Source organism: Pseudomonas sp. 9.1(2019) (assembly GCF_009910445.1).
Lineage (GTDB): Bacteria > Pseudomonadota > Gammaproteobacteria > Pseudomonadales > Pseudomonadaceae > Aquipseudomonas > Aquipseudomonas paraversuta.
Window position 1 is genome coordinate 775131 of the sequence record NZ_VBWF01000005.1, and the last position, 24089, is coordinate 799219.

The following is a 24089-nucleotide window of genomic DNA, read 5'->3' on the forward strand; positions in this document are numbered from 1 at the left end:
GTGCTGTGTCGCGTAGACGCGTCGTAGTCACCGGTATGGGGATGTTGTCGCCGCTGGGTGCAGATGTACCAAGCTCCTGGCAAGGCATTCTGGCAGGCCGAAGTGGCATTGGTCTGATCGAACACACGGATCTTTCTGCCTATTCCACCCGTTTTGGCGGCTCGGTACAGGGTTTTAACGTTGAGGATTACCTCTCCGTCAAAGAGTCCCGAAAACTTGACCTGTTTATTCAATACGGATTGGCAGCCGGATTTCAAGCTGTGCGTAATTCCGGCCTTGAAGTCACAGATGCCAATCGTGAGCGCATCGGTGTAGCAATGGGCTCCGGTATTGGTGGTCTGACCAATATCGAAGAAACCAGCCGTACCCTGCATGAGCAAGGCCCGCGACGGATCTCTCCGTTTTTCGTGCCTGGCTCGATCATCAATATGATTTCCGGCTTTCTGTCTATCCACCTGGGTACGCAGGGTCCGAACTACGCCATTGCCACAGCCTGTACCACGGGTACGCACTGCATCGGCATGGCGGCACGCAACATTGCTTACGGCGAAGCCGACGTAATGATTGCCGGCGGCGCCGAGATGGCCGCGTGCGGTCTGGGCATGGGCGGCTTTGGTGCCTCGCGTGCGTTGTCGACCCGTAACGACGACCCGACGCGTGCCAGCCGTCCCTGGGACAAAGGCCGTGACGGTTTTGTGCTTTCTGATGGTGCCGGTGCGCTGGTGCTTGAAGAGCTTGAGCATGCCAAGGCCCGTGGTGCGACCATCTATGCCGAACTGATAGGTTTTGGCATGAGCGGTGATGCTTATCACATGACCTCGCCTCCGGCTGACGGTGCGGGCGCTGCACGCTGCATCACCAACGCCTTGCGCGACGCCAGAATTAACGGCGATCAAGTGCAGTACATCAACGCCCATGGCACGTCGACACCTGCGGGTGACCTGGCGGAAGTGTCGGCGATCAAGTCGGTGTTTGGCGAACACGCCTACAACCTGGCGGTGAGCTCGACCAAATCCATGACCGGTCACTTGCTGGGTGCTGCAGGCGCGGTAGAGGCAATCTTCAGCGTGCTGGCGATCAACAGCCAGATAGCTCCGCCGACCATCAACCTCGATGAGCCGGATGAAGGCTGCGACCTCGATTTCGTGCCGCACAAGGCGCGGGAAATGCCGATCGATGTAGTGCTGTCCAACTCATTCGGTTTTGGCGGCACCAACGGCTCGTTGGTGTTCCGTCGGTTCACCGACTGATGCAAAGCTGGGTCGACGGCCAGCCAGCGAACGCCTTGGCGTCGCTTAAAGACCGTGGGCTGGCCTACGGTGATGGTCTGTTCGAGACCATTGCCGTCAAGGCCGGCAAACCGCAGCTGCTGGACCTGCACTTGCAGCGTCTGGCACTCGGTTGTACCCGACTGGCGATTGTTGCGGATCAGGCATTGATCCGCAGCGAATTGCTGGCGTATGCGCAGGCCATGGGGGAGGGCGTTCTCAAGCTCATCCTGACCCGTGGCGACAGTCTGCGCGGTTACAGCGCCAACCCCGAGGCGCAACCTCGAAGAATTCTTCAAGCCGGTCCGGCTGCTACTTACCCGCAGGCCCATGCCGAGCAGGGCATCCAGCTGTTTGACTGCGCCACCCGTCTGGCCGAGCAGCCGCTGTTGGCGGGGCTCAAGCACCTTAATCGCCTGGAACAGGTGATCGCCCGTTCTGAATGGCAAGACCCGGCCTACGCCGAGGGCTTGATGCGCGACACCTCGGGCCGGATCATCGAAGGTGTGTTCAGCAATCTGTTTCTGGTCCGCGACGGTGCCTTGCTCACCCCCGACCTGCAGCGTTGCGGTGTGGCCGGCGTGATGCGCGCAGCGCTACTGGCCGAGGCCGGACAGCTGGGCATCCCTTGTCATGTTTCTGACATCAGCCTGAAGCAATTGCAGCAGGCCGATGAACTCTTTCTCTGCAACAGCGTATATGGCATCTGGCCTGTTCGCGGGTTTGCAGAGCTGAGCTGGCCGGTGGGGCCGCTCACCCGTAAACTGCAAGGCATTGCTCGCACCCTATTGGATGTTTGATTCGTGAAACGTAAATTCTTGGTGCTGCTGGAGACAGGTCTGGTGCTGGCGGGATTGTTGCTGGGCGCTAGCGCCTGGAAGCTCAACTCGGCGCTGGAACAACCGCTTAACCTGACACAAGAGCAACTGCTCGACGTACCGGCTGGCGCCACGCCGACCGGCACCTTCAATCGGCTAGAGGCCGACGGCACGCTGGATGACGCTTTCTGGCTGCGCCTGTACTGGCGTTTCAACCTCGAGGGCCAGCCCCTGCACAGCGGTGAGTACCGCATGACTCCCGGCATGAGCGCCCAGGACCTGATTGGCCTGTGGCAGCGTGGTGAAGTGGTGCAGTACAGCTTGACCCTGGTCGAAGGCTGGAACTTCCGCCAGGTACGCAGCGCCTTGGCAAAACACGAAAAAATCGAGCAGACCCTGGACGGTTTGAGCGACAGCGAAGTCATGGCCAAACTCGGTCATCCCGGAGAATTCCCGGAAGGCCGGTTCTTTCCGGACACCTATCGCTTCGTGCGGGGCATGACTGACGCTCAATTGCTCGAAAAATCCTACAACCGTCTGGAGAAAGTGCTGGCCGAAGAATGGGAGCAACGAGACCCGGACGTACCCTATGCCGACCCTTACCAGGCGCTGATCATGGCCTCTCTGGTAGAGAAAGAAACCGGTGTGCCCCAGGAACGCGGGCAGATTGCCGGGGTATTCGTGCGCCGCATGAAAATCGGTATGCCGCTGCAAACCGATCCCACCGTGATCTACGGGCTGGGCGAGCGCTACAACGGCAAGCTCACCCGTAGCCATCTGCGTGAACCCACGCCGTACAACACCTACACCATTCCGGGTTTACCGCCGACACCGATTGCCATGGTCGGGCGTGAAGCGATTCATGCCGCCTTGCACCCGGTCAGTGGCAGCAGCCTGTATTTTGTTGCCAAGGGCGATGGCAGCCACACCTTTTCCGATGATCTGGATGCGCACAATAATGCCGTGCGCGAGTTCCAGATCAAGCGTCGTGCCGACTACCGTTCAAGTCCGGCGCCGACCCCGGCAGCGGAGCCGGTGAGCCCTGCGGCCGAGCCGCAAAGCCCGCAATGACATTGATTAAGGATTGCTGCCTGTGACTGGCTTGTTTATTACCCTGGAAGGCCCCGAAGGCGCGGGCAAAAGCACCAATCGCGAATACCTGGCCGAGCGCCTGCGCAGCGCCGGTATCGACGTGGTTCTGACCCGCGAGCCCGGCGGCACGCCATTGGCCGAGCGAATTCGCGAGCTGTTGCTGGCACCCAGCGATGAAGCCATGTGCGCCGACACCGAGCTGCTGCTGGTGTTTGCCGCCCGTGCCCAGCATCTGGCCGAGGTGATTCGTCCGGCACTGGCCCGTGGCGCCGTGGTCTTGTGCGATCGTTTCACCGACGCCACTTATGCCTATCAAGGTGGCGGCCGCGGTTTGTCGCAAGAGCGTATCGCCAGCCTTGAAACCTTCGTGCAAGGTTCATTGCGCCCGGACCTGACCCTGGTGTTTGATCTGCCGATTGAAGTCGGCATGGCCCGGGCCAGCGCCCGTGGGCGGCTTGATCGCTTCGAGCAGGAAGGCCGGACATTCTTTGATGCGGTGCGCAGCACCTACCTCAAGCGTGCCGGGGCTGAGCCCGGGCGTTATCGTCTGGTGGATGCCGCCCAGTCACTGGAAAACGTACAAGTGCAGCTGGATGCCTTGTTGCCAGAACTGCTGGAACTGCACCGTGGCTGAGGCTTATCCGTGGCAGGACGGCCTGTGGCAGCAAATGGCCGGGCGTGCCCAGCATGCTCACGCCTATCTGTTGCACGGGCCGGCGGGCATCGGCAAGCGCGCGCTGGCCGAACGCCTGATGGCCAGCCTGTTGTGCAAGCAGCCGGTCGGGCTGGAGGCCTGCGGGGCGTGCAAGTCCTGCTCGTTACTGGCTGCGGGCAGTCATCCCGACAACTACATCCTGGAACCCGAAGAAGCCGACAAGGCGATCAAGGTTGACCAGGTACGGGATCTGGTCAGCTTTGTGGTGCAAACCGCGCAGTTGGGCGGGCGTAAGGTGGTGCTGGTCGAGCCGGTTGAATCGATGAACATCAACGCTGCCAACGCCCTGCTCAAAAGCCTTGAAGAACCGTCCGGCAATACCATTTTGTTGTTGGTCAGCCACCAGTCCAGTCGCCTGCTGCCGACCATCCGCAGTCGTTGCGTGCAACAAGCCTGCCCACTGCCGGGCGAGGCCCTGAGCCTGGAGTGGCTGGCCGGGGCATTGCCCGAGTGCAGCAGCGAAGAGCGGGCTGAATTGCTGACGCTGGCAGCGGGCTCGCCCCTGGCCGCGGTCAAGCTGCAGGCCCAGGGTGTGCGTGAACAGCGGGCTGCGGTAGTGGCCGGGGTAAAAAAACTGTTGAAGCGCGAGCTGTCAGCGACGCAACTGGCGGAAAGCTGGAATGCCATACCATTGCTGCTGCTGTTTGACTGGTTTTGCGACTGGTCGAGTTTGATCCTGCGTTATCAGTTGACCCAGGACGAGTCCGGTCTTGGTCTGGAAGACATGCGCAAAGTACTGCAGTACCTGGCGCAGAAAACCCCGCAGGACAAAGTCCTGAATATTCAGGACTGGATTCTCGCCCAACGGCAAAAAGTGCTGAGCAAAGCCAACCTCAACCGGGTGTTGTTGCTTGAGGCACTCTTGGTGCAGTGGGCGGGTCTGCCCGGCCAGCGCTGATTTGATTGAATTGTGAAACAGGTGATTTTTGTATGCTCGTAGATTCCCATTGCCACCTCGATCGCCTTGATCTGAGTGCCCATGACGGTTCGCTGGACGCCGCCCTTGAAGCGGCACGCCAGCGCGGTGTCGGGCACTTTCTGTGCATTGGCGTGAGTGCCGACAATGCGGGCGATGTCAAAGCCCTGGCGGATCGCTATGCCGATGTCGATTGCTCGGTGGGTGTCCACCCGCTGGATGTTCAGCCAGGGGCCGCGCCAGCGCTGGACTGGTTGCTGAACGAGTTGAATCACCCGCGGGTGGTGGCCATTGGCGAGACGGGTCTGGACTATCACTACGAGCCGGAAGCCGCCGAGTTACAGCAACTGTCGTTTCGGGTTCACCTGGAGGCGGCGCAGCAGACCGGCAAACCTGTGGTGATCCATACCCGTGGAGCTCGCGCCGATACCCTGGCCATGCTGCGTGAAGCGGCGCTGCCCAATGCCGGCGTGTTGCATTGCTTCACCGAAGACTGGGACATGGCCAGGGCTGCGCTGGACATGGGCTATTACATTTCGTTGTCGGGCATTGTCACCTTCCGGAATGCCGACGCCCTGCGCGATGTGGCCAGCAAAGTCCCGGCGGATCGCCTGCTGGTTGAGACCGACTCGCCGTATCTGGCGCCGATTCCCTATCGTGGCAAGCCGAACCTGCCGCAATACGTGCGCGAAGTCGCCGAATTTCTGGCCATGTTGCGCGGCGAGTCCTACGAGCGTTTTGCCGAGCAGACCACCGAAAACTTCAAGCGCCTGTTCCCCCTGGCCCGGGTTCAGGGCTAGCCTCCAACGCCTTGCGGGAGCGAGTGGGTGAGTGGCAAAAAAAAACCCGGACTCTGGGGAATCCGGGTTAAGACCATTAGGAGTAAAACAAAGGCCTACATTCCATTGTCGCCTTGATCGGCGAAACACTTGGGGGGGATGCTGCGCCGACTCCTTAAGTATTGGTCAGCTTTGTTGAACGTCCAGTCTCTGTTGGTCATTTTTTAAACAGATTTGGAATACGCGTGATTCGTTTGAGTGCTCATAGTGTTTATATGAAATTCTCGGTAAACGTCTATACGCAGGATGGTCCGTGCAATTTAGCGTGACTAATGCATAATACTCCGCTTCGATTTTGACCCGAACAGACCTTTTCTTATGCACAAAGAACCCCGTAAGGTCCGTGAGTTTCGTCGCCGCGAGCAAGAAATTCTCGATACCGCGCTCAAGCTGTTCCTCGAACTTGGTGAAGACAGCGTCACCGTCGAGATGATTGCTGATGCCGTAGGTATCGGCAAAGGCACGATTTACAAGCACTTCAAGTCCAAGGCCGAGATCTATTTGCGCCTGATGCTCGACTACGAGCGCGATTTGAATGAATTGCTGCAATCCGCTGACGTTGATAAAGACAAAGAGGCGCTGTCGCGCGCCTACTTTGAATTTCGCATGCGTGATCCCCAGCGCTACCGCTTGTTTGACCGCCTCGAAGAAAAGGTCGTCAAAGGTAATCAGGTGCCTGAACTGGTTGAAGAGCTGCACAAGATCCGTGCTTCCAACTTCGAACGCCTGACCCTGCTGATCAAGGGTCGCATCAGCGAAGGCAAGCTCGAAGACGTGCCACCTTACTTCCACTATTGCGCGGCCTGGGCGCTGGTGCACGGCGCTGTAGCGCTGTACCACTCGCCGTTCTGGAGCAACGTGCTGGAAGACCAGGAAGGGTTCTTCCAGTTCCTGATGGACATCGGCGTGCGCATGGGCAACAAGCGCAAGCGTGATACGGACACCCCGGCTGTCGAGTAAGGCTGCAAGGCATATACTTGGATCTGGGTCTTGCCAAAACTTGATTTCTAAGTCAAGTTTTGGCGCGCTCTATATTCCCCATGCCGGAGTCATCCATGATTGTTGATCGCCAAGGCAGACGTTTTCGCAATTTGCGTATCAGTCTGACCTCTGCCTGCAACTACGCCTGTACCTACTGCGTGCCCAACGGCAAGCGACTGGTCGCAGCGCAGGATGAACTGTCGGCCGAGGCCATGGTGCGCGGGGTGGCCTACCTGATCGAAGCCGCAGGCATCGAGCGCTTGCGTATTACCGGCGGCGAACCACTGGTCAGTCCCAAGCTCGAAACCTTTATGCGTGAAGTTGGCCAGTTGGGCCTGGGTGATATCAGCCTGACCACCAACGGCCAACTGCTTGCGCGAAAATTGCCGCTGCTGGTGGACGCCGGTATTCGCCGCCTCAACGTATCCCTCGATACCCTTGATCCTGTTGCGTTTCGCACCATTGCCCGGGGCGGCGATCTGCCGACCGTCCTCGACGGCATGCAACAGGCCAGCGCAGCGGGGATGAAAATCAAGGTCAACATGGTGCCGTTGCACGGGCAGAACCTGGATCAGGTCATGCCGCTGCTGGAGTACTGCCTTGAGCGCGGCTATGAGCTGCGCTTTATCGAACTGATGCGCATGGGGCATCTGGCCAGTGATGGCAACGCCTTCCTGCAACAGTTCGTCAGCCTGCAACAACTGTTGTCGCTGATTGGCGAGCGCTATGAATACCTGCAGGCCGATGCACCGGTGGATGCCACTGCGGTGCGCTACCAGATCCCGGGGTTTGGTCACTTCGGTGTGATCGCCAACGAAAGCGTCCCGTTCTGCCGTACCTGCTCGCGGTTGCGGCTGTCGTCCACGGGCTGGCTGCATGGCTGTCTTTCGTCGAGCAATCGCCACTATGTCGGCGACCTCCTGAACAAACCCCGCCACCAGGCCCTGCCAGCCCTGCAAAGCTTGTTGATGAAAGCCCTGGGCGACAAGCAGGACGTTGCCTTCTCGGGCGGCGCCACTGTGATGAAAATCATCGGCGGCTAAGCCCCCTGTGTATCAATGCCCGCAGGAGCGAGCCCTTGACCGGCCCGTGAGCCAGCTTTTACATCTGATCCCTTTATATGGGATGCAAAATTATATATTGAGACTTTTCCGTTTCCGGGTTTATAGTCGGCAGCAGCTCCACGCACTCACACTAAAAAAATAAAACAGGTGAAGTGATGCCCAGATATCCCAGGATTCCCCTGCGCGCCCGTGCGACTCCCCCATTCCCCAGATTTCTCGGCCGGCCATCGACAGATGTCCGGTTTTCGTCGTGCTTTCATTTTGGAGTCCTGATCCATGGCTGAAGCCCTTTCACTGCCGCCGGCAGTCGAGCCGCCCCGTGGCGAGCGCCTTAAAAACAAGGTGGTGCTACTGACCGGCGCCGCCCAGGGTATCGGCGAGGCCATCGTTGCCAGCTTCGTCTCGCAACAGGCGAAAATGGTCATTAGCGATATCCAGGTCGAGAAGGTCGAGAAAGTCGCAGCCCATTGGCGTGAGCAAGGGGGCGACGTGCAGGCCATCAAGGCCGACGTGTCCTGCCAGGCCGACCTGTATGCCATGGTCGCGCTGGCCATGGAACTGCATGACCGGGTCGATGTGCTGGTCAATTGCGCCGGGGTCAACGTGTTCCGCGATCCGCTGGAAATGACCGAGGAAGACTGGCGTCGCTGTTTCGCCATCGATCTGGACGGCGCCTGGTATGGCTGCAAGGCGGTATTGCCGCAAATGATTGCGCAGGGCATCGGTAGCATCATCAACATTGCCTCCACCCATTCGAGCCATATTATTCCGGGCTGCTTTCCGTACCCCGTGGCCAAGCATGGCCTGCTGGGGCTTACCCGCGCGCTGGGCATCGAGTACGCCGCCAAAGGCATCCGCGTCAATGCCATCGCCCCCGGTTACATCGAGACCCAGTTGAACGTCGATTACTGGAACGGTTTCGCCGACCCCCATGCCGAGCGCCAGCGCGCCCTTGATCTGCATCCGCCGCGGCGTATCGGCCAGCCGCTGGAAGTGGCAATGACGGCTGTATTCCTGGCCAGCGATGAGGCGCCGTTCATCAACGCCTCCTGCATCACCATCGATGGCGGGCGCTCGGTGCTTTACCACGACTGATCCCGCATCCGGACCTGTCAGGCTTTCAAACACCTCAAAAATAACAACAAGGAGTTTGCCATGTACCGTCGTCCCTTCATTCGTACCCTGTGCTGCGCGGCCCTGGCGGCCAGCGCATTGAGTCTGAGCAGTGCCTTGCTGGCTGGCGATCCGGTAAAGATCGGTTTTCTGGTCAAACAGGCGGAAGAACCCTGGTTCCAGACCGAATGGGTGTTCGCAGAAAAGGCCGCCAAGGACAAAGGCTTCGAGCTGATCAAAATTGCTGTGCCGGATGGTGAAAAGACCCTGTCGGCCATCGACAGCCTGGCAGCCAACGGCGCCCAGGGCTTTGTCATCTGCCCGCCGGATGTCGGTCTGGGCCCGGCGATCATGGCCAAGGCCAAGGCCAACGGTTTGAAAGTCATCGCTGTCGATGACCGCTTTGTCGATGCCAACGGCAAGTTTATGGAAGAGGTGCCGTACCTGGGAATGGCAGCCTTCGAAGTCGGCCAGAAACAGGGCAATGCGATGGTCGCCGAAGCAAAAAAACGCAACTGGGACTGGAACGACACCTACGCCGTAATCAACACCTTCAATGAACTGGACACCGGTAAGAAACGCACCGACGGCTCGGTCAAATCCCTCAAGGACGCGGGCCTTGCCGATGATCATATCCTGTACTCGGCGCTTAAAACCCTCGATGTCCCCGGCAGCATGGATGCCACCAACTCGGCACTGGTCAAACTGCCCGGCGGCGCGAAAAACCTGATTATTGGCGGCATGAACGACAGCACCGTGCTCGGCGGGGTACGGGCCACGGAAAGCGCCGGTTTCGCCGCCGCCAACGTCATCGGGATCGGCATCAACGGTACCGACGCCATTGGCGAACTGAAAAAGGCCAACAGCGGTTTCTACGGCTCCATGCTGCCGAGCCCGCATATCGAAGGCTACAAGACCGCAACCATGATGTTTGAGTGGATCACCGAAGGCAAAGAGCCGCCTCTGTACACCGCCATGGACGAAGTAACGCTGATCACCCGGGACAACTTCCAGGAAGAGCTGACCAAGATCGGTTTGTGGAATTGAGTCGAGGTCACTATGCCGCAGCCATTAGCCACTCAAGCACTGACAAGCAATACCGACAGCCTGCGCTTCAACGGCATCGGCAAGCATTTCCCCGGGGTCCAGGCGCTGGCCAATATCAGCTTTGTCGCCCATCCCGGCCAGGTGCATGCACTGATGGGCGAGAACGGTGCCGGTAAATCCACCCTGCTGAAAATCCTTGGCGGTGCCTACGCGCCAAGCAGCGGCAACCTGCAGATCGGTGAGCAGTCGCTGGTCTTCAGATCCACCGCTGAAAGCATCGCCAACCGGGTCGCGGTGATCCATCAGGAACTGCATCTGGTACCGGAAATGAGCGTGGCCGAGAACCTGTTTCTCGGCCATCTGCCGGCGCGCTTTGGTCTGATCAAGCGCGGCGAATTGCGGCACCAGGCCCTGCAGTTGCTCAAGGGGCTGGCCGATGAAATCGATCCGCAAGAGAAGGTTGCCCGCTTGTCCCTGGGCCAGCGGCAACTGGTGGAAATCGCCAAGGCGCTGTCCCGCGGGGCTCATGTCATTGCCTTCGATGAGCCCACCAGCAGCCTCTCGGCGCGGGAAATCGACCGCCTGATGACCATCATCGGGCGCCTGCGGGATGAGGGCAAAGTGGTGCTCTACGTGTCCCACCGCATGGAAGAAGTATTCCGCATCTGCAACGCGGTCACGGTGTTCAAGGATGGCCGCTATGTTCGCACCTTCGAGCAGATGAGCGAGCTGAGCCACGACCAGCTGGTGACCTGCATGGTCGGCCGTGACATTCAGGACATCTATGACTACCGCCCCCGTGAGTGTGGCGAAGTGGTGCTCAAGGTCGACCGCCTGCTCGGGCCGGGGTTGCGCGAGCCGGTGAGTTTTGCAGTGCGCAAGGGCGAGATTCTCGGCCTGTTCGGGCTGGTGGGCGCCGGGCGTACCGAGCTGTTGCGCCTGCTCGGCGGGCTGGCCCGTCACAGTGGCGGCCAGGTAGAACTGCAAGGCGTTGCGCTCAAGCTGCGCTCGCCCCGGGATGCGATTGCTGCCGGGGTGCTGCTGTGCCCGGAGGATCGGAAAAAGGAAGGCATCATTCCTTTGGCCAGCGTCGCGGAGAACATCAACATCAGTGCCCGCGGCGCCCATTCCACCCTGGGTTGCCTGTTGCGCGGGGTATGGGAGCGCGACAACGCCGACCGGCAGATCCATGCCCTGAATGTGAAGACTCCGACGGCGTCGCAGAAAATCATGTTCCTGTCCGGCGGCAATCAGCAAAAAGCCATTCTCGGGCGCTGGCTGTCGATGCCGATGAAAGTGCTGCTGCTTGACGAGCCGACCCGGGGCATCGATATCGGCGCCAAGGCCGAGATCTACCAGATCATCCATCGTCTGGCCGCCAGCGGAATTGCGGTGATAGTGGTGTCCAGCGACCTGATGGAAGTGCTGGGGATCAGCGACCGCATTCTGGTTTTGTGCGAAGGCGTGGTCAGCGGTGAGCTGCCAAGAGCCCAGGCCAATGAATCGAACCTGTTGCAAATGGCCTTGCCCCGCCAGCGCGGCTAACGGCGTGACCCACTGAGAGGTTTGTATGACAACCCAAGATTCGACACTGGCGACACCCCGTAAAAAACTCGACATGCGCCGCTTCCTCGACGATTGGGTCATGTTGCTGGCAGCGTTTGCGATTTTCCTCCTCTGCACCTTGCTGATCGACAACTTCCTGTCGCCGCTCAACATGCGCGGCCTGGGCCTGGCCATCTCCACCACCGGGATTGCTGCCTGCACCATGCTCTATTGCCTGGCGTCGGGGCATTTCGATCTGTCCGTGGGATCGGTGATTGCCTGCTCCGGAGTCGTTGCCGCGGTGGTCATGCGTGACACCGACAGTGTGTTCCTGGGTGTCTGCGCGGCGCTGGGCATGGGCCTGATTGTCGGTCTGATCAACGGCATCGTTATCGCCAAGTTGCGGGTCAACGCGCTGATTACCACCCTGGCCACCATGCAGATCGTGCGCGGACTGGCGTATATCTTTGCCAATGGCAAGGCGGTGGGGGTGTCCCAGGAAGCGTTTTACGTCTTTGGTAACGGCCAGGTGTTCGGCGTGCCGGTGCCGATCCTGATCACCATCGTCTGCTTCCTGTTCTTTGGCTGGCTGCTCAACTACACCACCTATGGCCGCAACACCATGGCCATAGGCGGCAATCAGGAAGCGGCGCTGCTGGCCGGGGTCAATGTCGACCGCACCAAAATCATCATCTTCGCCGTACACGGGCTGATTGGCGCGCTGGCCGGGGTGATCCTGGCTTCGCGCATGACCTCGGGCCAGCCCATGATCGGGCAGGGCTTCGAGCTGACCGTGATCTCGGCCTGTGTACTGGGCGGGGTGTCGTTGAGCGGCGGGGTGGGGATGATCCGGCATGTGATCGCCGGGGTGCTGATTCTGGCGATTATCGAGAATGCGATGAACCTGAAGAACATCGACACGTTCTACCAGTACGTGATTCGCGGTTCGATCCTGTTGCTGGCGGTGGTGATCGACCGCTTGAAGCAGCGCTGACTCTGAATACCGGCTGCCACAGGTTTTGCGCCATGGCATGCAGCAAACTGGCGCGCAAACTGCATTACGCGACTATTCGCCGGTTTTCTGTCACCGGCCATCGGGAGATCAGGATGCGTAGTCTGTTTGTGGTGCTGTCGGCGCTGGCGCTGGGTGGCTGTATGACGGTCAGCGATCTGGGGGAGGGCGCACGTTATCAAATGAGCGACGCCGGTCTGCTCGATCACAGCAATACCCGGCGCAGCAATTCACTGCGCATCCAGCCGGACTCCTATATCTACATTGCCCAGGGGCCATTCGCCCCCGTAGGCGATCCTTATGTACGGCCCAATGTGGTGGCTGAAGAAGCCTATAACGGCTTTATCGAATACTTCCCCATGGTGCGCCGCGCCAAAGCGCCGCTGGGGCTTGACCAGGCCATGACTGAAGCCCGTGGCTATGGAGCGCATTACTTGCTCTACACTCGCTTTGCACGGGCCGACGACCGTATCGGCAACAGTGACGAATGGCTGGATCAGGAAGAAATCAGCCGCCTGGGGGTTGATGGCGGCGTGATCCAGGTGATGTTGATCGAGACCAGCACCCAGTACCTGATCGATACCGCGACCATTCGCAGCCGTGGCGGCTTGCTGACGTTCCATGAGCAAAAGCCGGCGGACCTGATCGGGCCGCCGCTCGCCAAGTACGCGCGCAGCTTGATAGGCTTGAGCGACCAATAAGACCAGGAGAGCAGCATGAGTGAGCCGGTAGACGTCAGTAACCTGTTGGCGCAAATTCCCAAAGCCGACAAAGGCCTGCCTCCGGTTCATCTATGGGATACGGCATTCTGCGGTGATATCGACATGCGTATCGCCCGTGACGGCACCTGGTACTACATGGGCACGCCGATTGGCCGCAAGCCCATGGTCAAACTGTTCTCGACCATCATTCGCCGCGACGGCGATGATTATTTCCTGATCACCCCGGTGGAAAAGGTCGGGATCAAGGTCGATGACGCGCCGTTTGTGGCGGTCACGCTTGAGGTTCAAGGGCAGGGCGAGCAGCAGGTACTGCGCTTTACCACCAATGTTGAAGAACAGATCACCGCCGGCAGCGAACATCCGCTGCGCATCGTGATTGACCCCGACACCCAGGAACCCGCGCCCTACCTGCTGGTGCGGCGCAACCTTGAAGCGCTGATCCACCGCAATGTGTTCTACCAACTGATCGAGCTGGCGGTTGCCCGGCCCATCGACGGCCAGAGCTGGCTGGGGGTCTGGAGCAGCGGCGTGTTCTTCCCTATAGGCCCCGAGCCGGTCTGAATCCCTGCGCCACACCTGTAACAACCTGTGGGAGCCGGCTTGCCGGCGATTGCCTGTGCGCGGTGAACCAGACCTGCGCACTGTTGCATCGCCGGCAAGCCGGCTCCCACAAGGATTCTACGGATACATTGCCATCCCTATATATGGGAGTGCAATTTATATATTGAGATTTGGCCGCCCCAAGGTTTATAGTCGCCTGCACTGATTCACAGCATTCACTGCTAAAAACAAAACAGGTGAAGCGATGCAGGCGCAATTGATCGCCCTCGATTGGGGGACAACTTCCCTTCGTGCGTATTTACTCGGATCCACCGGCCAGGTGCTGAAAGTGCGCACCCTGGCCTGCGGCATCATGCAGTTGCCCGGCACTGCCCGGCTGGTCGCAGGCCAGTGGTGCGCTGACGGCTTTGAGCTGGCGTTCGACGATGCCTGCGGCGACTGGCTGGATGCCAACCCGGGAGTGCCGGTGATTGCCTGTGGCATGGTCGGCAGTGCCCAGGGCTGGTGCGAAGCGCCTTACCGGGAAACCCCGGCCAGCCTCAATGCCCTGGGCACGGCCTTGCAGAGGGTACGCAGCGTGCGCGGTGTCGACCTGCATATCGTGCCGGGTGTCATCCAGCGTTCAGCCTTGCCCAATGTGATGCGCGGCGAAGAAACCCAGGTGCTGGGGGTATTGCAAAGTTTCCCGCAACTCAACGACTGCTTGATCGGCTTGCCCGGCAGCCACTCCAAATGGGTGCAGGTGCAGGACGGCAATCTTGTGCACTTCGATACCTTCATGACCGGCGAGCTTTATGCCGCCGTCTGTGAACACACAATTCTGGGGCGCACCCAACAGCGCTCCGAGCAGTTTGATCCAGCAGCCTTTGATCGCGGCGTACAGGTGGCCTTGTCACCCGACGGCAGGCTCGGGCCGCTGTCGACCCTGTTCAGCGCCCGTACTCTGGGGCTGACCGGGCAGTTGAGCCCCACCCAGCAACCCGACTATGTGTCCGGCCTGTTGATTGGCCACGAGCTGTCAGCGTTGGGCGGCGCGGTACGTGAGCGCCGAGGCGCAGCGCCGATGCCCGCGATCATCCTGATTGGCAATTCCCGACTCTGTGAACGCTACCAGCGGGCCCTGGCCGCCTGCGGGTTCGCGGATGTGCGCCTGGCTGAACAGGCCACCGAGCAAGGTTTATGGCACCTGGCCCAAGCCGCCGGGTTACTCCGTCACACGCAACTGGAGGGCTGAGATGCTCAAGCAAGCACTGGCAAAAAACGGACTGATCGCCATTCTTCGTGGGCTGCGTCCACAAGAGGCGCAGGCCATCGGCAAGGTGCTGTATGACGCGGGTTTTCGTACCCTCGAAGTGCCACTTAATTCCCCCGAGCCGTACGAAAGTATCCGCATTTTGCGCAGTACCCTGCCTGCCGACTGTCTGGTCGGTGCCGGCACGGTGCTGACCCCGGCCCAGGTCGAGCTGGTCAAGGCGGCGGGCGGGCAGGTGATTGTGATGCCCCACAGTGACCCGCAAGTGTTGCGTGCGGCCAAGGCGGCCGGTCTGTACCTGTCACCGGGAGTTGCGACACCGACCGAAGCCTTTGCTGCACTGGCCGAAGGTGCCGATGTACTGAAAATGTTCCCGGCCGAGCAAATGGGCCCGGCCGTGGTCAAGGCCTGGCTGGCAGTGTTGCCTGCAGGAACTTTGCTGATCCCGGTCGGCGGGATTACCCCGGACAACATGCAGGTATTCCTTGATGCCGGGGTGTCCGGTTTCGGGCTGGGTTCGGGGCTGTTCAAGCCCGGCATGAGTGCCGAGGACGTGGCGGTTACCGCCAAAGCTTATGTGCAGGCCTGGAATGCCCGGCGCAAGGCTGACTGAAAGGCGCTTGCGCCCCATCGAACAAGAGAGACAAGACGATGAAAATTACCAAACTGACTACCTATCTGGTCCCGCCGCGCTGGCTGTTCCTGAAAATCGAGACCGACGAAGGCGTCACCGGCTGGGGCGAGCCCGTAGTCGAAGGCCGGGCCCACACCGTGGCGACTGCGGTGGATGAATTGTCGGATTACCTGATCGGCAAAGACCCGCGCAATATCGAAGACATCTGGACAGTGCTCTATCGCGGCGGTTTTTACCGTGGCGGCGCGGTGCACATGAGCGCACTGGCCGGTATCGATCAGGCGCTGTGGGACATCAAGGGCAAGGCGCTGGGGGTGTCGGTCAGCGACCTGCTGGGCGGCCAGGTGCGGGACAAGATCCGTGTGTATTCGTGGATCGGCGGCGACCGTCCGGCCGACACGGCCAGGGCCGCCAAAGAAGCGGTCAGCCGCGGCTTTACGGCGATAAAGATGAACGGTACCGAAGAGCTGCAGTTTGTCGACAGCTTTGAAAAGGTCGATCTGGCGCTGGCCAACGTGGCCGCGGTGCGGGATGCCGTGGGCCCTAACGTGGGGATCGGCGTGGACTTCCATGGCCGGGTGCACAAGCCCATGGCCAAGGTGCTGATGAAGGAACTGGACCCGTACAAGCTGATGTTTATCGAAGAGCCGGTGCTCAGCGAAAATTACGAGGCCCTCAAAGAGCTGGCGCCGTTGACCAGCACCCCGATTGCCCTGGGCGAGCGGCTGTTCTCGCGCTGGGACTTCAAGCGCGTGCTCAGTGAAGGCTATGTCGACATCATTCAGCCCGATGCTTCCCACGCCGGCGGTATTACCGAAACCCGCAAAATCGCCAACATGGCGGAAGCCTACGATGTAGCGCTGGCCTTGCACTGCCCGCTGGGGCCGATTGCGCTGGCCGCGTGCCTGCAGCTGGATGCGGTTTGCTACAACGCGTTTATCCAGGAGCAAAGCCTGGGCATCCACTACAACGAAAGCAACGACCTGCTGGATTACGTCAAGGATCCGGCGGTGTTCGACTACGACAAAGGCTTCGTCAAAATCCCCAATGGGCCGGGCCTGGGTATCGAGATCAACGAAGAATACGTGCGCGAGCGCGCGCTGGTTGGCCACCGCTGGCGCAACCCGATCTGGCGCCATGCCGATGGCAGCTTTGCCGAGTGGTAAGTCCCTGATCTGATGCAATACCTGTGGGAGCTGGCAAGCCAGCTCCCACAGGGGTGTCGGACCCTGTATTTGAAACGACCTCAATAACCATAAAAAAGAGGCATGCCCATGTCATCTTCAAGCACTGTCGCGCCTGCGTCTTTGGTGACGCCGAGCCGCAAGCGTTTTTTCATCATGGTCCTGCTGTTCATTACCGTGGTGATCAACTATCTGGACCGCAGCAACCTGTCGATTGCCGCGCCGGCACTGACCACCGATCTGGGGCTGGATCCGGTACATGTCGGGCTGATTTTTTCGGCCTTCGGCTGGACCTATGCGGCCATGCAAATCCCCGGTGGCTGGCTGGTAGACCGGGTGCCGCCGCGCATCCTGTACAGCGTGGCGCTGCTGCTGTGGTCGGTGGCCACGGTGATGCTCGGTTTCGCTGCCAGTTTTATCGCACTGTTTGTATTGCGCATGGCGGTGGGCGCCCTGGAAGCGCCGGCGTATCCGATCAACAGCCGGGTGGTGACCACCTGGTTCCCCGAGCGCGAGCGCGCCACGGCCATCGGTTTCTACACCTCGGGGCAGTTTGTCGGGCTGGCGTTCCTGACTCCGGTACTGGCCTGGCTGCAGCATCAGTGGGGTTGGCACATGGTGTTTGTCAGCACCGGTGTGGTGGGGATTATCTGGGCGGTGATCTGGTACGCGGTGTACCGCGAGCCGCGGGATTTCAAGGGCGTCAATCAGGCTGAGATCGAGCTGATCAGTGAGGGTGGCGGGCTGGTGGATATCCAGAGCCAGACCGCCAAGCGCAAGGCACCGTTCAGTTGGCTGGACTTGGGCATCGTGCTCAGCAAGCGCAAGCTGTGGGGGATTTATCTGGGGCAGTTTTGCCTGAACTCGACGCTGTGGTTTTTCCTGACCTGGTTTCCCACTTACCTGGTGAAATATCGCGGCATGGACTTTATCAAGTCCGGTTTGCTGGCTTCCTTGCCGTTTCTGGCAGCGTTTGTGGGCGTGCTGTGTTCAGGGTTCTTCTCCGACTGGCTGATTCGTCGCGGCTACTCCGTGGGCTTTGCCCGCAAGCTGCCGATCATTGGCGGGCTGCTGATTTCAACGTCAATCATCGGCGCCAACTTTGTCGACTCGACGCCGCTGGTGATTGCGTTTCTGGCGCTGGCGTTTTTCGGTAACGGCCTGGCATCGATTACCTGGTCGCTGGTTTCGACCCTGGCCCCGGCCCGCCTGCTGGGACTGACCGGCGGGGTGTTCAATTTCATCGGCAACCTGTCGGCCATCACCACCCCGATCGTGATCGGTTTTCTGGCCACCGGCGACTCGTTTGCCCCGGCCATCACCTACATCTCGGTGCTGGCGTTGCTGGGTGCGCTGTCCTACATCCTGCTGGTAGGCAAAGTTGAGCGGATCGAACTGTAGGGGCGGGGCCACAGGCAAACCTCAACAGACCCTAGCCGTCAGACAACCGGGCGACCATAATGCCGCCCGGTTCTTCTCCTTAAAGCAAAGGCTGGCTATGCAGGACGACTCCCCGAAAGTTGCACCCACCGGCACGCAAACCCTACTTCGCGGTCTGGCGGTGGTACACGCCGTGGCCAATGGTGCGCGCGACCTCAAAGACATCGCCCGGGCGATTGGCACGACGCGCAGTACGACCCATCGCCTGGCCAGTTGCCTGGTGGACGAGCGTTACCTGCGGGTGTTGCCGCAAGTGGGTTATCTGCTCGGGCCCAAGTTGATCGAACTGGGGTTTCAGGCGCGGGAAGAGGTGCCGCTGGTGACGCTGGCCGGGCCGTACCTGGATGAGTTGTCGTTGCTGACCGGCGATACCATCCATTTGGCGGTGCGCGAAGGCGACGAGGTGCTGTACCTGCATAAAAATCCGGGGCGCAATGGCCCGGAGATGCGTTCGCGGGTAGGGCACCGCATGCCGCTGGCACGTACCGGGATCGGCAAGGCGATGTTGCTGGATGCGCCGTTGGGAGAGTGGCGACGCCTGTACGAAGCCAGCCATCCTGCCGATGGCAAAAACCCGTTGTGGCCGGAACATCAGGAAGTGTCGTGGGAACAGTTTGAACAGCGCATGCGCAGTTATGTGGCGGGGGGCTATGCGTTTGACCTGGAAGACAACGAGCCTTCGATTCGTTGTGTAGCTGCACCGATACGCGATGCCAGCCGCAAAATCGTGGCTGCCATCAGTATCGCCAGCACCGTGCCGTATATGTCACTGGAGAAAATGACCGGTTTGATCCCGGTCGTTACCCAGGCCGCGCAGCAGATATCGGCGGAGCTCGGGGCTGTCGGCTGACCCGATCCCCACTGCAGCAACCGGCTTGCCAGCGATGGCATCGCAGGCAGGCCGGTTTTCTACAGACAGAAGGTGAGTCTTAAGCCTTCAGGGTTTTCATGTCGATCACGAAACGGTATTTCACGTCGCCTTTAACCACGCGTTCAAAGGCTTCGTTGATGTTTTTGATATCGAGCATTTCGATGTCGCAGGTGATGCCGTGTTCGGCACTGAAATCGAGCATTTCCTGGGTTTCAGCAATGCCGCCGATCAGGGAGCCGGCCAGTACGCGGCGCTTGAACACCAGGTTGAACGCATTAAGGGCTGGCTCAACAGGTTCGATCAGACCGACCAGAATGTGTACCCCGTCAAAGCGCAGGGTTTCCAGGTACGGGTTCAGATCGTGTGGTACCGGAATGGTGTCCAGCAGGAAGTCGAAGCTGTCAGCCGCCGCTTTCATCTGCTGCGGGTCGGTGGACACGATCACGTGGTCGGCACCTTGACGGTAGGCCTCTGCAGCCTTGGCTTCAGAACGGGTGAACAGGGTGACTTCGGCGCCCATGGCTTTGGCGAACTTGATGCCCATGTGGCCCAGGCCGCCCATGCCCAGAATGCCGACTTTATCGCCAGCTTCGACACCGTAGTGCTGCAGCGGCGAATAGGTGGTGATGCCGGCGCACAACAGTGGGGCCGCGCTGGCCAGGTCGAGTTTTTCCGGGATACGTACCACGAAGTGTTCGCTGACCACGATGCTGTCGGAGTAGCCGCCCATGGTGTTGCTGCCATCCACCCGATCGGGGGTGCAGTAGGTCATGGTCGCGCCTTCAAGGCAGTATTGTTCCAGGTCTTCTTTGCACGCTGAACACTCGCGGCACGAATCAACCATGCAGCCCACGCCGACCAGATCGCCGACCTTGTGTTTGGTGACCTTGTCGCCGACAGCCGTAACTTTGCCGACAATTTCATGGCCCGGCATTACCGGGTAAACAGCAAAGCCCCAGTCGTTGCGTGCCTGGTGAATGTCGGAGTGACATACACCGCAATACAGGATTTCGATGGCCACATCATCCGGCCGCGGATCGCGGCGGGTGAACTTCATGGGGGTCAGGGGAGCGGTAGGTGTCTGTGTGGCATAACCGATGGCGTTGTACATGGGGAACCTCGAAAAGCGTTAACGGTGAACAGGGGGCAATTTTGCGCTTACAAATCTTGCAGGACTATGACGATTCCTCCGTCTGTCATGCCTATTCCTCCGGCGACGCGGATGAACTGTCGCTTTAATGACCAGTTCTGCGAAGATGCGGCTGTCTATTCCTCTTGTGAACTTATTTCATGTTTCTGACTCGTCACCGCGATGAGAACGCCGTGCTGGTATCGCTTATCAAGCCTCTGGCGACCCGGCTGGGTTTTGTCCATACCTTGATGCCTGAGGTGAGGGTGGTCTCGGCGTGTAATACCGTGGCCCGGATGCCGCAGATCTATGAGCCTAGTCTAATGGTGATCGCCCAAGGCAGTAAGTTGGCCTATCTGGGGCAACGCACCCTGGAGTACGGTGCCGGCCACTACCTGGTACAGGCGCTGTCGGTGCCTTTCGAGTGTGAAACCTTCGCCTCCGAGGACATGCCATTGCTGGGGGTGGCGATCAGTATTGATCGTGCGGTATTGGGCGAACTGGTGCTGGCCATGGGCCTGGACCCTGAGCGCAGTTCGGTGGCGCAGACTCCGGAGTCCATGACCTCGGCAGTGCTGGATGAGGAAATGCGCCAGGCTGTGGAGCGCTTGTTGCGGTGTCTGCATGACCCGCTTGAGTGCCGGATCATGGGTCGTGCGCGATTGCGCGAGGTGCTGTTTGCCGCCTTGCGCGGTCCCCAGGCCGGAGTGTTGCGGGCGCTGGTCGAGCAACAGGGGCAATTCGCCCGGGTGGCCGCCTCGCTGAGTCACTTGCACGAGCACTTTGCCGAACCGTTGAATGTCGAGACGCTGGCCCGCTGCGCCAATATGAGCGCGTCCACCTTTCATGAGCATTTCAAGCGCAGTACCTTGCTGTCGCCGGTGCAGTACCTCAAACGCCTGCGCCTGTTGCGGGCCCAGCAGTTGCTGCTGAGCGAAGGGCTGGGAGTGGCACAGGTAGCAGAGAGGGTTGGCTATCAAAGCACCTCGCAGTTCAGTCGCGAGTACAAACGCTACTTCGAGCGCAGTCCGGGGCATGAAGGCGCGGGCTGCTGACGCGCAACTGCATATTCCTCTGTAGGAGCGAGCTTGCTCGCGAGCTCTTCCACGCCTTCAAAGCTCGCGAGACAAGCTGTTGTGTCGGTTTTGATTTGTATGGTGCTGCAGGTGGTCGAGCGGGCACGAAGATGTGGGGAGCTAAAGCGCATCTGCACATTCCTCTGTAGGAGCGAGCTTGTCTCGCGAGCTCTTCCACGCCTTCAAAGCTCGCGAGACAAGCTCGCTCCTACAAGGGGGGGGAGTCGGTTTTGATTTGTATGGTGTTGCAGGTGGTCGAGCGGGCATGAAGATGTGGGGAGCTAAAGCGCATCTGCACATTCCTCTGTAGGAGCGAGCTTGCTCGCGAGCTCTTCGGCGCCCTCAAAGCTCGCTGCTACAGGGTTTTGCTGTTTATCGCCCACTAAAAAGGCTCCCGGGGGAGCCTTTTTAGTGGGCGATAAACGACTTACATGTTCGGGTAAGTCGGGCCGCCGCCACCTTCCGGGGTGACCCAGGTGATGTTCTGCGACGGGTCTTTGATGTCGCAGGTTTTACAGTGCACACAGTTTTGCGCGTTGATCTGAAAACGCTTCTCGCCGCTTTCCTGAGTGATCACTTCATACACCCCGGCCGGGCAGTAACGCTGGGCAGGCTCGTCGTAGAGCGGCAGGTTGACGTTGATCGGAATGCTCGCATCGCGCAACTTGAGGTGGCACGGCTGCTCTTCCTCATGGTTGGTGCTGGAGATAAACACCGAGCTGAGTTTGTCGAAGCTGAGTTTGCCGTCCGGTTTCGGGTATGCGATCTGCTTGCAGTCTTTGGCCAGCTTCAGGCAGGCATAGTCCGGCTTGGTGTCGTGCAGGGTAAACGGCAGTTTGCCGCCGAAGATGTTCTGGTCGAGCCAGTTGAAACCACCCCCCACAATAGGGCCGAACTTGTGCAGTGCCGGGCCAAAGTTACGGCTGGCGAACAGTTCGTCGAACAACCAGCTGGCTTTGAAGGCTTCAACATAAGTGTTGAGTGCATCACCGCCCTCGGAGCCACCGAGCAGGGAGTCAGCCACCGCCTCGGCTGCGAGCATGCCGGACTTCATTGCGGTGTGGCTGCCCTTGATCTTGGAGAAGTTCAGGGTGCCCAGATCGCAACCAATCAGTGCGCCACCGTCAAAGACCATTTTTGGCAGCGAGTTCAGGCCGCCCTTGCAGATGGCGCGGGCGCCGTAGCTGATGCGCTTGCCGCCTTCCAGATACTGCTTGAGTACCGGGTGATGCTTGAGGCGCTGGAACTCATCGAACGGCGACAGGAAGGTGTTGCTGTAGGACAGGTCTACGATCAGACCCACCACTACCTGGTTGTTTTCCAGGTGGTACAGGAACGAACCCCCGGTGTTTTCGCTGCTGATGATGTCCAGCGGCCAGCCGGCAGTGTGAACCACCAGGCCTGGCTGGTGCTTGGCCGGGTCGATTTCCCAGATTTCCTTGAGGCCGATGCCGTAGTGCTGGGTATCGGCTTCGCTGTCGAGCTTGTAGCGCTCGATCAGTTGCTTGCCCAGGTGGCCGCGGCAGCCTTCCGCGAACAGGGTGTACTTGCCGCGCAGTTCCATGCCGGGGGTGTACAGGCCTTCTTTCGGGTTGCCTTCACGGTCAACACCCAGGTCACCGGTGATAATCCCGCGAACTACGTTGTTCTCATCGAACAGGACTTCCTGGGCAGCGAAGCCCGGGTAGATTTCCACACCCAGGTTCTCGGCTTGTTGTGCCATCCAGCGGCACAGGTTGCCCAGGGAAATAATGTAGTTGCCTTCGTTGTGCATGGTTTTAGGCACAAACAGGTCAGGCACCTTGGTTGCGGTGCTGTCACTGCGCAGTACATAAATATCGTCGCGGGTGACCGCGGTGTTGAGAGGAGCACCCAGTTCTTTCCAGTCCGGGAACAATTCGTTCAGGGCACGGGGTTCGAACACTGCACCGGACAGAATGTGAGCACCGACTTCGGAGCCTTTTTCAACCACGCAGACGCTTATTTCTTTACCGGCTTCGGCGGCCTTCTGCTTTAAACGGCAGGCGGCGGACAAACCGGCAGGGCCGGCGCCGACGATGACCACGTCGAATTCCATGTATTCGCGTTCCACAGGTTCTCTCCTACTCAAGGCTCAACGGTATTTTTCTAATTGGAGGTTTGGCACTTCATCCATTATTCCCTGCGCCGCGTGCGGAAGAAGCAATGGATGACGCGCCGCTCTCTCTAGGGGCGGCATTATATCTACACCACTAGCAGGGTCCAATACAAACGTTTGTTTGAATCTGCTGCAGGCCAGACAAATCAAAGAAGCACGGCTCAAAAGTGGCGGATTTGCTGTATTGACCGCAAAAGGCGTTCCGGTCAAGATACGGTCGGTTTTGCGCTCGCCGTAGGCTGATTATTGGTTTCAAGAGCACCTCTAAAGACAGGGCCAGGCACGAGCCTGTAGGAGCCTGCCATTTTTTGAGCGGAGTTTACACGTCCTTTTGGTGGATGACTTGCTAGTCACCCCGCAGAGACGCTCGCAAGGGAAGAATTTGGCGCTCGTCATTCTTTCTATAAGAAGGGCACAGCAACGATCTTTGGAGGTGCCCCAGGGTCTGTTGACGCTTCGTTGTGAACTATCGTCGTGGCCACAACGAAGCTTCAGCAGAACCTATGCGATGAGCATCAACCGCCAGGTTCGCCTAGGCGACTTTCTTTTCACCGGAGAGTAACGAGGAATCCATGAAGGTTCTTGTAGCTGTCAAACGAGTGGTCGATTACAACGTCAAGGTTCGCGTCAAAGCGGACAACTCCGGCGTTGACCTCGCCAACGTCAAGATGTC

At 59.6% G+C, this 24089-nt stretch carries 22 protein-coding genes and 1 pseudogene; 21 read left to right on the top strand and 2 right to left on the bottom strand.

Annotated elements, in window-relative coordinates; translation table 11 throughout:
- Window positions 1-5 precede the first annotated feature (5 nt).
- From fabF to FEZ21_RS09780, 19 genes are all read left to right on the top strand, one after another.
- Window positions 6-1250 (top strand): beta-ketoacyl-ACP synthase II, encoded by a 1245-nt coding sequence (gene fabF / locus FEZ21_RS09690; RefSeq protein ID WP_010655791.1) that lies wholly within the window; start codon window positions 6-8, stop codon window positions 1248-1250.
- A complete protein-coding gene (pabC, locus tag FEZ21_RS09695; RefSeq protein WP_010655792.1) occupies window positions 1250-2068 on the top strand; it encodes an aminodeoxychorismate lyase in 819 nt (272 codons plus the stop codon). The genes fabF and pabC overlap by 1 nt, the downstream gene beginning before the upstream one ends.
- Window positions 2069-2071: 3 nt before the next feature.
- The gene (gene mltG / locus FEZ21_RS09700) at window positions 2072-3157 is read left to right on the top strand and encodes an endolytic transglycosylase MltG (protein ID WP_160626954.1); all 1086 of its coding nucleotides are present in this window, start codon (window positions 2072-2074) and stop codon (window positions 3155-3157) included.
- Window positions 3158-3179: 22 nt separating this feature from the next.
- Complete coding sequence (gene tmk / locus FEZ21_RS09705; RefSeq protein WP_003442480.1) at window positions 3180-3812, top strand: dTMP kinase; 633 nt, start codon at window positions 3180-3182, stop codon at window positions 3810-3812.
- A complete protein-coding gene (locus FEZ21_RS09710) occupies window positions 3805-4791 on the top strand; it encodes a DNA polymerase III subunit delta' (RefSeq protein ID WP_160626956.1) in 987 nt (328 codons plus the stop codon). Before tmk ends, FEZ21_RS09710 begins: the two co-directional genes overlap by 8 nt.
- Before the next feature lie 32 nt (window positions 4792-4823).
- On the top strand, window positions 4824-5609 hold the full coding sequence (locus FEZ21_RS09715) for a TatD family hydrolase (RefSeq protein WP_003442476.1): 786 nt from the start codon (window positions 4824-4826) through the stop codon (window positions 5607-5609).
- A gap of 357 nt (window positions 5610-5966) precedes the next feature.
- Complete coding sequence (locus tag FEZ21_RS09720; RefSeq protein WP_003442473.1) at window positions 5967-6608, top strand: TetR/AcrR family transcriptional regulator; 642 nt, start codon at window positions 5967-5969, stop codon at window positions 6606-6608.
- Between the two features lie 95 nt (window positions 6609-6703).
- Window positions 6704-7672 (top strand): GTP 3',8-cyclase MoaA, encoded by a 969-nt coding sequence (locus FEZ21_RS09725; protein WP_160626957.1) that lies wholly within the window; start codon window positions 6704-6706, stop codon window positions 7670-7672.
- A gap of 297 nt (window positions 7673-7969) precedes the next feature.
- A complete protein-coding gene (locus FEZ21_RS09730) occupies window positions 7970-8788 on the top strand; it encodes an SDR family oxidoreductase (protein ID WP_160626959.1) in 819 nt (272 codons plus the stop codon).
- 60 nt (window positions 8789-8848) lie between these two features.
- Complete coding sequence (locus FEZ21_RS09735) at window positions 8849-9853, top strand: substrate-binding domain-containing protein (protein WP_010655797.1); 1005 nt, start codon at window positions 8849-8851, stop codon at window positions 9851-9853.
- Between the two features lie 12 nt (window positions 9854-9865).
- Entirely contained in the window at window positions 9866-11398 is a 1533-nt protein-coding gene (araG, locus tag FEZ21_RS09740; protein WP_003442459.1) for an L-arabinose ABC transporter ATP-binding protein AraG, read from the top strand.
- Window positions 11399-11423: 25 nt separating this feature from the next.
- Window positions 11424-12392, top strand: coding sequence for an L-arabinose ABC transporter permease AraH (araH, locus tag FEZ21_RS09745; RefSeq protein ID WP_127196200.1), 969 nt, complete (start codon window positions 11424-11426; stop codon window positions 12390-12392).
- Window positions 12393-12505: 113 nt separating this feature from the next.
- Entirely contained in the window at window positions 12506-13111 is a 606-nt protein-coding gene (locus tag FEZ21_RS09750) for a DUF4823 domain-containing protein (RefSeq protein ID WP_003442451.1), read from the top strand.
- Window positions 13112-13126: 15 nt separating this feature from the next.
- The gene (locus FEZ21_RS09755; protein WP_003442449.1) at window positions 13127-13693 is read left to right on the top strand and encodes a DUF1285 domain-containing protein; all 567 of its coding nucleotides are present in this window, start codon (window positions 13127-13129) and stop codon (window positions 13691-13693) included.
- A gap of 244 nt (window positions 13694-13937) precedes the next feature.
- Complete coding sequence (locus FEZ21_RS09760) at window positions 13938-14927, top strand: 2-dehydro-3-deoxygalactonokinase (protein WP_160626962.1); 990 nt, start codon at window positions 13938-13940, stop codon at window positions 14925-14927.
- A gap of 1 nt (window position 14928) precedes the next feature.
- Window positions 14929-15558: a 2-dehydro-3-deoxy-6-phosphogalactonate aldolase gene (locus FEZ21_RS09765; RefSeq protein WP_003442445.1), complete on the top strand. Its 630-nt coding sequence runs from the start codon at window positions 14929-14931 to the stop codon at window positions 15556-15558.
- Between the two features lie 38 nt (window positions 15559-15596).
- Window positions 15597-16745, top strand: a complete 1149-nt coding sequence (gene dgoD, locus FEZ21_RS09770; RefSeq protein ID WP_003442443.1) for a galactonate dehydratase — start codon at window positions 15597-15599, stop codon at window positions 16743-16745.
- Window positions 16746-16853: 108 nt separating this feature from the next.
- The gene (locus FEZ21_RS09775; RefSeq protein WP_003442438.1) at window positions 16854-18164 is read left to right on the top strand and encodes an MFS transporter; all 1311 of its coding nucleotides are present in this window, start codon (window positions 16854-16856) and stop codon (window positions 18162-18164) included.
- 97 nt (window positions 18165-18261) lie between these two features.
- Window positions 18262-19053: an IclR family transcriptional regulator gene (locus FEZ21_RS09780; protein ID WP_003442435.1), complete on the top strand. Its 792-nt coding sequence runs from the start codon at window positions 18262-18264 to the stop codon at window positions 19051-19053.
- Between the two features lie 79 nt (window positions 19054-19132).
- Here FEZ21_RS09780 and calA read toward each other — a convergent pair whose 3' ends face one another.
- Window positions 19133-20185 carry a vanillin reductase gene (gene calA / locus FEZ21_RS09785; RefSeq protein WP_003442432.1) on the bottom strand — a complete coding sequence of 351 codons (1053 nt, stop codon included), beginning with the start codon at window positions 20183-20185 and terminating at the stop codon, window positions 19133-19135.
- A gap of 179 nt (window positions 20186-20364) precedes the next feature.
- Between calA and FEZ21_RS09790 the strand changes: the two genes are divergently transcribed.
- Window positions 20365-21258, top strand: coding sequence for an AraC family transcriptional regulator (locus FEZ21_RS09790; RefSeq protein WP_003442430.1), 894 nt, complete (start codon window positions 20365-20367; stop codon window positions 21256-21258).
- 448 nt (window positions 21259-21706) lie between these two features.
- Here the strand turns inward: FEZ21_RS09790 and FEZ21_RS09795 are convergent, their stop codons facing one another.
- Window positions 21707-23371, bottom strand: a complete 1665-nt coding sequence (locus tag FEZ21_RS09795) for an electron transfer flavoprotein-ubiquinone oxidoreductase (protein ID WP_003442427.1) — start codon at window positions 23369-23371, stop codon at window positions 21707-21709.
- Window positions 23372-23988: 617 nt separating this feature from the next.
- Between FEZ21_RS09795 and FEZ21_RS09800 the strand changes: the two are divergent.
- Window positions 23989-24089, top strand: a pseudogene (locus FEZ21_RS09800) (electron transfer flavoprotein subunit beta/FixA family protein); the annotation flags it as partial.